Annotated in this window: 10 protein-coding genes; 6 read left to right on the forward strand and 4 right to left on the reverse strand. The window is 63.4% G+C overall.

From position 1 onward, the window contains the following. Positions 1–11: 11 nt before the first annotated feature. From D3260_RS03405 to D3260_RS03415, 3 genes are all read right to left on the reverse strand, one after another. Entirely contained in the window at positions 12–2,378 is a 2,367-nt protein-coding gene (locus tag D3260_RS03405) for a hypothetical protein (RefSeq protein ID WP_120097154.1), read from the reverse strand. 631 nt (positions 2,379–3,009) lie between these two features. Beyond that, a complete protein-coding gene (locus D3260_RS03410; RefSeq protein ID WP_120097155.1) occupies positions 3,010–4,197 on the reverse strand; it encodes an MFS transporter in 1,188 nt (395 codons plus the stop codon). 544 nt (positions 4,198–4,741) lie between these two features. Further along, on the reverse strand, positions 4,742–5,704 hold the full coding sequence (locus tag D3260_RS03415) for an alpha/beta hydrolase (RefSeq protein ID WP_199671337.1): 963 nt from the start codon (positions 5,702–5,704) through the stop codon (positions 4,742–4,744). A 222-nt stretch (positions 5,705–5,926) separates the two neighbouring features. On the opposite strand from D3260_RS03415, the gene D3260_RS03420 reads away from it, so the two are divergent. Next, on the forward strand, positions 5,927–6,817 hold the full coding sequence (locus tag D3260_RS03420; RefSeq protein ID WP_370456277.1) for an AraC family transcriptional regulator N-terminal domain-containing protein: 891 nt from the start codon (positions 5,927–5,929) through the stop codon (positions 6,815–6,817). A 458-nt stretch (positions 6,818–7,275) separates the two neighbouring features. Then, entirely contained in the window at positions 7,276–7,791 is a 516-nt protein-coding gene (locus D3260_RS03425) for a hypothetical protein (RefSeq protein ID WP_147418095.1), read from the forward strand. A 284-nt stretch (positions 7,792–8,075) separates the two neighbouring features. Here the strand turns inward: D3260_RS03425 and fdhA are convergent, their stop codons facing one another. Next, positions 8,076–9,272, reverse strand: a complete 1,197-nt coding sequence (gene fdhA, locus D3260_RS03430; protein ID WP_120097159.1) for a formaldehyde dehydrogenase, glutathione-independent — start codon at positions 9,270–9,272, stop codon at positions 8,076–8,078. A gap of 506 nt (positions 9,273–9,778) precedes the next feature. Here fdhA and D3260_RS17415 point away from each other — a divergent pair. From D3260_RS17415 to D3260_RS03450, 4 genes are all read left to right on the forward strand, one after another. Continuing rightward, positions 9,779–9,943: a hypothetical protein gene (locus D3260_RS17415; protein WP_158583375.1), complete on the forward strand. Its 165-nt coding sequence runs from the start codon at positions 9,779–9,781 to the stop codon at positions 9,941–9,943. Positions 9,944–10,012: 69 nt separating this feature from the next. Then, positions 10,013–10,693 carry a PEP-CTERM sorting domain-containing protein gene (locus tag D3260_RS03440; protein WP_120097161.1) on the forward strand — a complete coding sequence of 227 codons (681 nt, stop codon included), beginning with the start codon at positions 10,013–10,015 and terminating at the stop codon, positions 10,691–10,693. Positions 10,694–11,022: 329 nt separating this feature from the next. After that, positions 11,023–11,418 carry a hypothetical protein gene (locus tag D3260_RS03445; protein ID WP_120097162.1) on the forward strand — a complete coding sequence of 132 codons (396 nt, stop codon included), beginning with the start codon at positions 11,023–11,025 and terminating at the stop codon, positions 11,416–11,418. A 418-nt stretch (positions 11,419–11,836) separates the two neighbouring features. After that, positions 11,837–12,484 (forward strand): YoaK family protein, encoded by a 648-nt coding sequence (locus D3260_RS03450; RefSeq protein WP_120097163.1) that lies wholly within the window; start codon positions 11,837–11,839, stop codon positions 12,482–12,484. The last annotated feature ends 190 nt before the right edge of the window (positions 12,485–12,674 follow it).

The following is a 12,674-nucleotide window of genomic DNA, read 5'->3' on the forward strand; positions in this document are numbered from 1 at the left end:
GGCATGCCTCATCATTCATAACCCCCGAGTTCGTCCTGCCAGTGGCGTTCGAGCGGCTCGCCGGCGAAGGCGAGCCGCTTCACCGCGGCCACCCGACCCCAGAAGCGAATCGTACCGTCGGCCGCCAGGTAATCGGCCAGCGTGGTCTGTTCGGATTCCGTTCGCCACGTCTGCAGGCGATCGTTCGGTCGCGCATCGACAGGCATCGGGCGCAACGCTTTGCCCTTGTCGTCGAGAAACCGGACGCGTTTGAAGAACGTCGCACTGGCCGTGGTCGGGTCGACCGGGTGGCCGACGACATCGGCGATATTGACCAGCCAGGGCTTGTTCGTATCGGCGGTTTCGGTCTCTTGCCATTGCGGCGTACCCGGACAGCGCAGGGTGGTCGCGACCTGGATGTTGTAAAAATACCGTCGGAACCCGTCATCGGTGACCAATTCCCAGTCCTGAGTCTGCGCATCCGCCGCTTCACCGTCGGCGCGTGAGGACCGATATCGTTCCGGCTCCCGGGGTTGCCAGATCAGGGCATGATCGTTCTGTGGCGGCGCCTTGGATTCGATCCGGCAGGCCTGACCCACACCGATCGGCAGCCGCAGGCGCAGACGGTTGCGCTCGGCATCACGGGTGCTGACATCGGTCAGCGTCAGTGCCTCGTCCGGGGTGTCGCCCATGCCGTAGATGTGACGAGTGTCCGGCGGCGGTGCATTGCGATCGCGATAACGCTTGGCCTGGTCCTCGAACGTGATCTGCTGGGTATCAACATCCTTTTTGAAGCGCCAGTAGGCCAGAGGCAGGCGTCCGGCCTTGCCCTTGACCGTGTACTGGAGATGATCGGCAAGTTCGTTGTCAACGCGCGCGAGCAGGCCGTCTTCGACCGGCGAGATCGGGGCGCCGTTGCGATGATTGGTATGGCGAACCTCCAGGCCGGCATAGGATTGTGAGACGTCGAGATAGAAACCTGCGGTCCCGTTTTCGATCTCGATGTACCACTGGTTGGCCTTGTCGTCTCGCGGAATCGCGCGTACGCGGGCATCGCCGCGGCGCAGTTCGGTCGGATGATCGGTCAGCTCGATACCCGTACTCTCGCGATCGCCCATGCCCCGACGCGTGAACGTTGCTTTGACCTGATGAATACGGGACAGATCGGCCTGGCCCCAGCCGAGCGGTCGAAACGTGAGCCGCTTGCCCAGTCGGTCGTCGACCATCGCTGGCATCATGTCATCGAGCGTCATCGGCAGTTCGAGCGTCTTGCCGTTTTCGTCAGCCAGCGCCAGATCGGTGATAGCCAGCTCGCCGGTCGCCTGATGGGGTTTGATGTCGTAGGGCACCTCCAGCGTGAGCTCTTGATCGTCCGGATCGACCTTGAACATAGCGTTCTTGGATGACAGGGCCGGCTTCGAACCGTCCGACGTGGAATTGCTCGGTATCGCGGTGGTGTCTTCGTCGCTTTCGGGCAGGCTAAGCGGATAGCCGGGATCGTCCTCCTCATCGTCGGCGAGATCCACGACCGATTTGAAGCCGCCGAAACTATGCCGCTGTGAACCGGCAGCCGGGGTGTCCAGCGCCTGCATCGACAGGATCGTATGTATAGGAACGGTCCGGCCGCGGTTTTCGCCGGTCTGGTCGAGGATTATGGCCAGCGATTCGAGCCAGCCCGTATTGCGGTCCACGCGCATGCGACCGGTGAGATGGTCGATGGTCATCGTGATCTTTCCGATGCCGGACCCGCTGTCCATGGAGACCGATTCGGCACCCTCGGCGCGTGCGATGTCCACGACGATGCTGTCGCGATCGACGTCGGTGACCGTCAGCTTCACTTTCGGCAGCGTCTGGAAGCCCCCGGCAGTACGACTTGCCCCGATCTCGGCGGGCAGTGATGTGAGGATCCCCGGGGCATTGAATTGCTGCTGCCACTGGTCCAGCTGTCGGCCGAGGCGGCCTTTGAGCAGCTCGGCCTGATCCGCGTTGTTCGGTTGGCTGATCTCGATATGGCCATCGTCGTCCATCGTCAGCGAGAATCCGTCGCGTACGATGCCGAGCGTCGGATCCGTTCGATCGTCGCCGATATCGGTGCTGTCGAACAGTGTGCGATGCCCGATACGTCCGGCCATGTACTGTGGTGTCAGATGCAACGTGATGCGATCGCCGTCGCGATCAGTCACGCGATAACGGAGCACACTCTGCAATGTGACCGATTGATCGAACACGCTCTTGCCCGAGGCGAGACTGGAGCGCATGCCGATACGGTATTGATGACTGTCGCCGACCTGCGGATTGAACCGGACCTCACTGGCCGGCCGGTTCCAGACCTTGAAACCAGCCGCTGCGGCCGCGAGCACGACGGCGAGGGCGCCGGAAGTGATGAGAATACGTTTCACGAGCGGGCATCTTCTTGTGAGACCGAGCGGCCGTAAATCGCCATGCGTCGGCGCCACCGACGCATGGAACAGATATATCGCGAATCGCGCGCAACTTAGCAGCCGCTTCGAATAACCGCAGCCGCGACTCGTGCGCCATTGTCTGGCCCGCGATCAACGATCGTCCGACCGATCGGTCGAACCCGGCTGGCGCTCATGCGTCACGACACTGTCCAAGGGCATGGCGGTGGCCGGACGCCTACGCGTTGCAAGACACGAATCGCGACAGCGAACGGCATCCCGCTGGCTCGCGCTGGCAAAGGCCGCCCGGTGGGCTGGAAAGTCGGAGTCAGGTTCTGACGGCGTCTTGGAGCCTGTTGATGTTTCGTGCGAGTCCGCGCCAAGCGCTGTTTTGCGGCAATACAGCGTTCTAGCAGGCTGGCGCAGAATGACTGCGCGGCGCCTGCTACGCCTCGTCTTGCCGCAAACAGCGCTTGTCCCTTCGGGTTGGGCCGCCCATGAAAAATCGACGATGGGCGCCCGGCGGCGTTACGAGTCTGGATGGTGGCACGCCACGATCGGCAACTCGCGCCTTGCCGGACACACGGCGGCCTCTCGACGAAAAGGCGCTCGCACGAAACTTCAACAGACCTTAGGCCCCGGATCGGTTCAGCCAGGGCAGAAGCGCCAGGAAGAAGAGCACCCCGATCAGCGTCACCGCGAACCCGGCCCAGATGGCCGCTGGAAAGTCGTAACCGGCATGCACGGCCAGACCGGCCGCCGCTGCGCCGATGGCATTGGCGATGTTGAAGGCGGCCATGTTCATCGCGCCCGTCAGCGTCGGCGCTTCCGGGGCCATTTTCATCAATTGCACGGGAATTGTCGGTACCGCCGTCATCTGTATGAACCCCATGGCTGCGAACAGACATAGCAGGGCAATCGGCTGGGCGGCGGTCAACGCCATGACCGCCAATACGACAAGGGTGCCCACGAAGCCGACGAGCATGGCGCTGAAACGAAACCGATCTGCCAGATGTCCGCCGACGATATTGCCGAGTGCCATGCCGATCCCGATGAGGGCGAGCGCGACCGGCGTCATGACGGGGGCCATGCCTGCGGTTTCGGTGACCAGTGGACCGACGAAGGTATAGACCGCGAACAGGCTGGCTACCACCAGGCACACGAAGATGAGCAGGCCCCAGACCGGGCCGCGTTTCAGGGCCGAAAGTTCGCCAAGCACCGTACCGCCGGCGAAGGCCCGACTGCGCGGCAGGCAATACAGCAGGGCCGCGATCGAGGTCACCCCGAGAATGGCCATAAGCGTGTAGGCCGCACGCCAGCCGAGGATCTGGCCGAGCCAGGTGCCGACCGGAGCGCCGATGATGGTCGCCACCGTGATGCCGCCCATGACCCAGGCCACGGCCTTGCCGCTGCGATCCGGTCCGACGAGCGTGGTCGCGACCACGGATGCCGCACCGAAGTAGGCGCCCTGGGGCAGGCCGCTCAGGAAACGCGCCACGAGCAGCAGCCCGAGCCCGTTTGCCGCGGCGGTCAGCAGGTTGGCGATCACGGCGAGCACGAGCAGGGCAATCAGCAGCCCGCGCTTGTTCAGTCGGGCCGCCGCAACCGTGATGGTCGGCGCGCCCGCCATCACGCCGATGGCATAGGCGGTGATCGCGTTGGTGGCCAGCGGGACGCCCAGGTCGAGCCCGTTCGCGAACAGCGGCAACAGACCCATGCTGGCGAATTCGGATGTCGAGATGACGAAACTGCCGAATGCCAGACTGATCAATGCCCAGAGGACATGGGTGGCCGGCAGTGCTGGAGAATCCGTGGTCATGGTTCGGCGCTCGCTCTTGTATTTATCAATGCATCAACACAGAAGCCCGAGACGTCCACGGGCCTGTTAACACGTCCCGCGTGCACCGTCCCGTCGGGTTGCGCCCAAAAAACGGCCACGCGGTGTGGCACGGCTTGACCTTGGTATGACCAAGGCCGGCGCCATGCGCCTTGCCCGGCCGGTTCTTGGGCGGCAACGCGGTCCGCTAGGGAACCTCTGATCTATTCATCTACGGTCGCGCCGGTGTCTTTTGCGCGCGTCTGACAAGACGCCGCGAGCGCCGTTTGCTGAATGCAAATGAGCGAGCGGCAACGCCGCTCAGGCGCGCGCAAAAGCCCGGCCGCCAAGCGGTTTGGCCCAAAAGGCCGCGCTACGGCGTTGCATGGCTGGATCATAGAGTGGCTATGACGCGGCGCCATGCCCCTTGTATCGTGGCCTTTTGGGACTCAAACGCGACCGTGGATGAATAGATCAGAGGTTCCGTAACAGGCTCACAGACGCCTCGGGCAACGAGTCGCGATTGGCGTGTCGCGTGTTCGGCGGTTCAGGCCAGGGCGTCGCCGAAGAACGTGTCGAGCTTGTCGAAGGGAATCACGTTCACACGATCGTAGAGATCGACATGGCCGGCGCCTTCGACCCAGTGCAGCGTTTTCGGCTCGGCGGCGCGGGCATAGGCATCGTCGCTGAACTCGTGCGAATGCGCCTGATCGCCGGCGATGAACAACATCGGCCGCGGCGCAATCGTCTCGATATCATTGAACGGATAGAAGTTCAGGAAATTGACGTTGCTGGTCAGCGTCGGATGCGTGGTGGTGGCCGGCGACTGGCCGGCCGGCGTGAATTCGCCGCGTGGCGTCCGGTAGAAATCGTAGAATTCCTTGGCGATCGGATGCGAATCGGCATCGATCTCATGCGGGCAGCCGCCGGTCAGCGCGGTTTCGGCGCCGCCGAATTCGGCGTTGCGCTGGGTGCCGGCGGCTTCGATCATGGCCTGACGGTCAGCCAGGGACAGACTGTTGCCGATGCCGTTTCGGGTGGCCTGACCCATGTCGTACATGCTGACCGTGGCCACCGCCTTCAAACGGGCATCGATCTTGGCGGCACTGATGAGAAAGCCGCCGCTGCCGCAGACGCCGATCCCGCCAATGCGCGCGCCGTCGACGAATGTCTGGTTGGCGAGAAAATCCACGCCGGCGGAAAAGCCCTCGGCGTACAGATCCGGCGAAACACGATTGCGGGCGCCTTCGCTGTCGCCCCAGCAGGGCAGGTCGATGGCCAGCGTCACGAACCCGCGTTCGGCCATCTTCTGGGCATACAGGTTCGCGCTCTGTTCCTTGACCGCGCCCATGGGATGACCGACCACCAGGGCCGGATGCTGTCTGCTGCGATCGAGATCGTTCGGGACGAACAGATTGCCTGCGACCGTCATCTTGAATACGTTCTGGAAATCGACGGCCTGTCGGCTGACGTGCGCGCTCTGATAGAAATTGTCGGCATCGCTGGGCATGATGTGCTCCGTTGCGTGATGGCAGGATCGGTTGCCGTATATTCTGGTCGTCGCGGCCGGGTATCGGTAGCGCATTCCCCTGATATTCTTGCCTGATCCGATGAGGTGCCATCGAATCGGGTCAATCGGCGCTACACTGGCTGCATCGGGCCATGCAAATCGTCGAGAATCCGGATGCCAGCCGAGCGTGAATTCGAGCCGGGACAACATGCGGCCATCGGGATGGTGGACGGCATCGATCGCTGGTCACGCGGCGAATTCGACTGTACGACCGCTGTTCCAGGCCTCGGACTGTTTCGACGCGAGGCACCGATGCCGCCCGCGCATTGCATGATCGCCCCGAGCATCGTGGTCGTGGTGCAGGGCGCCAAACGGATGTGGATCGCCGACCGCGCCTATCGCTACGACGTATCCCAGTTCCTGATCACCTCGCTGGATCTACCGGGGCGTTCGGAAGTCATCGAGGCCAGTCCCGAGGTGCCCTGCCTGGGCCTCGCGCTGGCGCTGGATTCGTTTGTGCTGGCCGAACTCATCGCTCAGGGTGATGCGGCGTTGCCGCCGCGCGAACGCAGCCCGGTGGCCAGCGTCGGACTCGGCACGGCCACACCGGATATTCTCGCGCCGCTTGCGCGATTGGTGGCATTGCTCGATGAGCCGGAGGCGATTGGCGTGTTGGCCCCGTTGATCAAGCGCGAGATCCACTTCCGGCTGTTGCAGAGTGACCAGGCGGCGCGCCTGCGCCAGATCGCTTCGGTCGACGGCCACGGTTTTCGTGTAGCCCGTGCGATCGACTGGCTCAAGGCGCACTATGCCGAATCGGTACGGGTCGAGGACCTGGCCGGGAGGGCGCGCATGAGCGCGCCCACCTTTCATCATCATTTCCGTCAGCTCACCACCATGAGCCCGCTGCAATACCAGAAACAGCTTCGGCTCGACGAGGCCCGACGGCTGATGCTCAGTGAACGGCTGGACGCAGCCAGTGCGGCGTATCGCGTGGGCTATGAAAGCCCGTCCCAGTTCAGCCGTGAGTACAGCCGCCTGTTCGGCGCACCGCCCAAACGCGATATCACGAACCTCCGCTCACAGGCGGCGACCGTAGCCGGCGGTGTCTGATCGGCTCGCGGCAGGCCAGCGCGTGCCCGCGGATCGTCGCGCGGTGAGGATAACGACGGCTGCTTGCGCCGCTGATATCGGCAACGCCGGGGTACAAGCCGGTCTGTCGGCCTGTCGAGGCAGCCGTTTGTATCGCGTTCAGGCGGCATGCAAAAAACTCTCCGCGACAATAAGCACGCACCTTTGCACTGACCCGTGCGCGGCAGCGTTGCCACGACGACGCAGAGGCGACGACTTTCAACGGTTGAGCGCGACCAAAAACGACACGGATGGCGACGTGACGAGGCGAGCGGTCGAGATCACCAGCCTCTGGCGCGGGCCGGGCTATGGCGACGTATTGAGGGAGCCCACGTCACGGTTTTCGGAATCTCGATGCGGATTCGGCGTCGTATCGGCGCCGGACATGGACAATCAGCTTGATCGAGAAACCGCTCGGTGAACGAGCTACCCGAGGATGAATGATGACAAGAAATGGTGGTTTTCGATGGGCGACAGGCCTGTTGCTGGGCGGCATGCTGGCGGCGCCGGTTTTTGCCGCGCCGACCGATCAGGCGGTCTCGCTGTTCAAGCAGTACTGCATGGGCACCGATGGCGATCTGGATGCCGCGATCAAGGCACTGGATTCCTCCAAGACGTTCGGGCATCGCAGCGGTCACGACGGCGACACGATGCGCTATGCCAGTTTCACCGGGCCCAGTCATATCAATGCGTCCGTGAAGATCGGGTTTGCGACCATCGACGATCATTGCACCATCATCCTGCAAGACGTCGCGGACCCGATGGGGACCAGCCAGCAGATCGCGCAGTCGCTGGCGGCGCCGACACATGCCGAGGTGGCACAGATCAAGCCGTTCGATGACTACGGCAAGGGCGGTTACGGCATCATCGGCGATGAAAACGAGGGCGATATCCTCGTCGCGCCCTTGGCCGACGGCATCAGAAAAGGGATCGTGCACATCAATTATTTCCCGTAAGCGCCCGTGTTCGATCCCGGGCCATGGCCGTGCCGAGCAGGGACGTCGCGGTCGGCCTCGTCTTTTGACGATGGCTGAGCGATCCCGACCGGTGCGATGTGCAAGGGCAGATCTGTTCGAAACGGCGATGTAACGGGCCGGATCGGTCGTGAATGACAACGGGCCACGAGACGTCGTCGTCCCGCGGCCCGTGGCATCAACAGCGTATTGGCGCCACCGATGTGGCGGCAGTCGCGCCGGGTGAGCAACGCCTTGCGGCTTGCCGACCCGGCGAGGCTTGGCGGTCAGGCCGCGATCTGTGAGTGCGGGTCGATCACGAATTTCTTGGCTGCGCCGTCGTCGAACGCGGCATAGCCCTGCGGCGCCTCATCGAGGCTGATCGTTTGCACGTTGACTGCCTTGCCGATCGCGGCCTTGTCGTGAAGAATCGCCTGCATGAGCTGGCGGTGATAGCGCATGGCCGGCGTCTGCCCGGTGTGGAACGACATCGCCTTCGCCCAGCCGAGCCCGAACTTCATCGACAGGTTGCCGTGCTTGGCATCATCCGATGTCGCCCCTGGATCCTCCGTGACGTAAAGACCCGGAATACCGACGCGGCCACCGGCCTGGACGATTTCCATGGTCGCGTTGAGCACGGTGGCCGGTGCTTCGTGGCTGTGATTATGGCCGTGGCAGTTGGCCTCGAAACCGACCGCATCGACCGCACAGTCGACTTCCGGCACGCCCAGCACGGATTCGATCAGCTCCGACATGCTGGCATCCTGGCGCAGATCGATCGTCTCGCAGCCGAAGCTCCTGGCCTGATCCAGACGCTGCGGATTCATGTCGCCGACGATCACGCAGGCTGCCCCCAGCAGTTGGGCCGAACAGGCCGCGGCCAGGCCGACCGGGCCGGCGCCGGCGATATAGACGGTCGAACCGGGCCCGACGCCGGCGGTCACGCAGCCGTGGAAACCGGTCGGGAAGATATCGGAGAGCATGGTCAGATCGAGGATCTTCTCCATGGCCTGTTCCTTGTCCGGGAAGACCAGAAGCTGGAAGTCCGCGTAGGGGACCATGACGTATTCTGCCTGGCCACCGACCCAGCCACCCATGTCGACGTAGCCGTAGGCGCCGCCCGGGCGATCATCGTTGACGTTCAGACAGATGTGCGTATCGCCACGCTTGCAGTTACGACACCGGCCACAGGCGACGTTGAATGGGACGGACACGATGTCCCCGACGTTGATGAATTCGACGTCGCGTCCGCACTCGATCACTTCACCAGTAATCTCGTGACCCAGCACCATACCGGTCGGGGCCGTGGTCCGACCGCGAACCATGTGCTGGTCGCTGCCGCAGATATTGGTCGTGACGACCTTGAGAATGACGCCGTGTTCACAGGTGCGCCGGCCGAGGGCCAGCTGGGGGAAGTCGATCGATTCGACCGCAACTTCGCCCTTGCCGCGAAACACGACACCGCGATTGGAGGGAGAGGACATGTCAGGCTCTCGTTTCTTTTGGGGACCTGCGTTTAAAACTACCGGTTGTAATCCGTTCGATCAGTCATCCCTTTGGCTAACGACAGCCCGCTCGAATCGCTTGCCCCATCAACGTTTTGGGCCGATCGAGACGGGGTTGAAACGATCGTGTCGCGGCCGCCGGGGCCACGCAGGCAGACAGACCGGCGCGGCGAGGGACCGCGACAGGCCGTCGGCCTGGACCGGCGTGGTGCCTTGATGGTCGAGTGCGTCGGACAACATGAGCGCGCCATGACTCGTGCAATCGCAAGAGACCGGTTCCCTTGTGCGTGATCCATCACACGTCCGGTGAGGCATCCGAGCGGATGATCCGGTCCGTGACCACCGGGCCGGGCGTGCATTCAGGTATGGCATTGCGCCCAGACAGTCCCCGCGCGGCATCCAGGGCTGCGCGTGTCTTGAACTGACAACACCGATTCGGTTGTCGAGGAAAGATGCCCGTTGCGCGGGCGGGTCTGTCACGGTCGATGACCGACCGATATACGCCGCTCAGCGTGCCATGGCATCCGATGGCGACCGGCGTGGCGGCCATCGCCGATCTGCCGGACAGGAACGATGTGTCTGATATCGATGCGTCGGTTTTTTTTACATCGGCGGAGAGATGGTTTTATAACTTTATGATTTTGAATTAGAAAACTAATGGCCCGTTATTTGCGACCGTATGTTTCCGTGTTTCAACGAACCTTCCGGAAGTACAGCGGATGTTGCAGGGATCGATCAAGAGGACGTTCTGGGCGGCCATGGCGCTGTGTCTCAGCGTGAGTGCCGGTGCCACGACCATCGGCTACGACAACGCGATGGACGCCAACGGCGTGGCGAAATCGGCCGTGACCGGGGTGACGACCGTGGATTTCAACCACGGTTGTGGTTATGCGCGCTGTACCGGCAATTACGCGATCCGTACCGGCCGTGTCGCTAATGCTTACAGTGCCCCGCGCCTCGACGATGCCGGCCCGAACGAAACCCCGTTTCTGAGCGCCCCGGCCACTATCTTTGCCGATTCGACAGCTTCAACCTACACACTCGGCCAGACCGCAAACTATTTCGGGCTGCTCTGGGGATCGATTGATCCCTTCAACGTCATCAGCTTTCTCGACAACGGCCGGATCGTCGCCCGCTATACCGGCGGCTCGCTCACCGAGTCGTCCCGGTCGAGCGACCATCCACTGGCGATCGGCGACAGCGCCTATGTCAACTTTTTCGATCTGCCGGCGTACGACAGCATCCGGTTGACCAGTCCGGAGACGGCTTTCGAGACGGACAATCACGCCTACGGCACGGTGAATACGGCAAGCGACGTGCCCGAACCTGGCGCCCTGGGTCTGTTTGCGTTCGCGCTCGTCGGGCTGGGCGCGCTGGTGCGTCGTCGCGCCCCGTATTGAGCGCGCGATACCCAGCCCGTTTCGCCGACGACGCGACGCACGGATAATGATGACGCGGGGCCGTGGTCGACGTGTCGGTCATGATTTCGAGTCGTTGCCGAATGATTTGTACCTCCGTAGCGCCGGCGTGGCTGGATGGGCCGGTCACACGCGGACTGGTGACGTGTCTGAGCTGTCCCGCCGCCAAGAGGCAACGACACCGCACGCCGTGCCGGCTGATTGGCGGACGAGCGCCGACCGGCCGCCTGACGGGGCACGGGCGCCAAAACGAGATCGCGGGTTTCAGGGCGTCGTTGGCGCTGGACGGGCCCGCTTTGGGAGAAATGCTTATGGTGACCGCCGTCTATTCCTGTCGAGATGCCCAGGGCGGACTCGTCGAACACCGCGAGGAATTGGCCAGTCCGCGCGACCTGCAGGCATTGTTCGCGCGTTATCCCTGGCAGAACGAGTACTTGCCGCTCGAACGGGATGAGGCCGGCGGCGGCCTGTTCTTTCAGGCGGGTAACAGCAAGCGTCGCGCCAGCTACCAGTTCGTGCCGTTCGAGCGTGGCCTGGGCTGGCTGCATTTCGAAGCCGTGCTCAAGCCGGGCCTGTTCGGATGGCTCGGTCGACGTGCGGTATTCGTCGATTTCGATCGTGTCTCGACCAGCGAAGCCAAGCACCGAATTCGCGAACTCTTCGACTGCGATATCGAAACACTGTTCGAGCGCCATCGCGATTGTTGAAGACAAGCCACGGCCGGCCCGAAGGTATCTCGTGGCTTGGTTGGAGCGCTCCGTTGCCGGCGGTCGGCGGCGCCCGCCGAGGCGCGAGTCGCCGCCCGAGCCCGGCCGTGAGCCAGACGCGCGGTGTCTCGGAATGCCTGACCGTGGATTAAATCGGCGGGCGCAAAACGGGGCAGTGATCGTAGGCCTGCAACGCGCACGATTGTCGGCACGCGACGGCATCATGACGACACGCCCGGGCGAGACGCCAAGATCGTGGTTCGCCCGGCGGGGCGAATACCGGCCGCGCCGTCAGACCTGACTTGCCAAGCCGTGCCGTCGTGTCGTTTCATCACGCGCGACGCGACGGGGCCGAGGCGCGTCGTCATCGATTCACGGATTCGCTCGCCGACGCGGCGGGATGGCCGGGGGGCCTGACATGCTTTCTCATCGCAAACGCGAACGTTGTGTCGCGATTTCCTTGACTGCACTGGCCGGCTATGTGGATGCGCTTGGTTTCATATGGCTGGGCGGATACTTCATCGCGTTCATGAGCGGCAACACGACGCGATTGGGTGTTGGCACGGTGAGCCCGGCCTCGGATGCCGGCATTCCGCTGGCCCTGATTCTGCTGTTCGTCCTGGGTGTCATGTGTGGCTCACTCATCAACCGTCGGGTCGGGCGCCACCGACGCGTCGTCATCATGGGCGGCGTGACAGGCCTGCTGCTGCTGGCCGCATGTTGCCAGAGCCTGGATCATCATATCCCGGCCGTCATCTGCATGGCCGTGGCCATGGGGCTCGAGAACACCGTGTTCGAGCGTAACGGTGAGGTCAGTCTGGGCGTGACCTACATGACCGGTACTCTGGTCAAACTCGGCCAGCGGCTGACGGCGCTGGTGCTGGGCGAGGATCGGTGGGGCTGGTTCTGGTATTTCCTGCTGTGGTGCGCGCTGCTGTTCGGCACCGTGCTCGGCAGTATCCTGTATCTGCATCTGGGCCTGGCTAGCCTGTGGCCGGCCTCATTGTTCGCCGCCATGGTGACCGTCGCGGTCGCCCGCTATGTCGCGCCGCCGCCGACGGCCTGAAGTCGACTCGTCGCCGGTAGCGGTTCCGACCGCGGCGGCCGGCCACCGTGAAGCACTGACGATGCGCCACGGGCCTGATCGATGTCGGCGACCCGGGCCTCGTTTCCGGGGCGGAAGATGCCGATTGTCGATTCGGGGGCGATGCCCATCGAAGCACAAGACACGGGGACTCGAAGATACCTGGCCGCGA

The organism is Salinisphaera sp. Q1T1-3 (assembly GCF_003602005.1).
Lineage (GTDB): Bacteria > Pseudomonadota > Gammaproteobacteria > Nevskiales > Salinisphaeraceae > Salinisphaera.

Bases quoted from the DNA above. Each gene is read 5' to 3' on its own strand.
- D3260_RS17415 (WP_158583375.1), top strand. From the start codon at position 9,779: ATGACCGACCGATATACGCCGCTCAGCGTGCCATGGCATCCGATGGCG.
- D3260_RS03410 (WP_120097155.1), bottom strand. From the start codon at position 4,197: ATGACCACGGATTCTCCAGCACTGCCGGCCACCCATGTCCTCTGGGCA.
- fdhA (WP_120097159.1), bottom strand. From the start codon at position 9,272: ATGTCCTCTCCCTCCAATCGCGGTGTCGTGTTTCGCGGCAAGGGCGAA.
- D3260_RS03445 (WP_120097162.1), top strand. From the start codon at position 11,023: ATGGTGACCGCCGTCTATTCCTGTCGAGATGCCCAGGGCGGACTCGTC.
- D3260_RS03420 (WP_370456277.1), top strand. From the start codon at position 5,927: ATGGTGGACGGCATCGATCGCTGGTCACGCGGCGAATTCGACTGTACG.
- D3260_RS03415 (WP_199671337.1), bottom strand. From the start codon at position 5,704: ATGCCCAGCGATGCCGACAATTTCTATCAGAGCGCGCACGTCAGCCGA.
- D3260_RS03450 (WP_120097163.1), top strand. From the start codon at position 11,837: ATGCTTTCTCATCGCAAACGCGAACGTTGTGTCGCGATTTCCTTGACT.
- D3260_RS03440 (WP_120097161.1), top strand. From the start codon at position 10,013: ATGTTGCAGGGATCGATCAAGAGGACGTTCTGGGCGGCCATGGCGCTG.
- D3260_RS03425 (WP_147418095.1), top strand. From the start codon at position 7,276: ATGATGACAAGAAATGGTGGTTTTCGATGGGCGACAGGCCTGTTGCTG.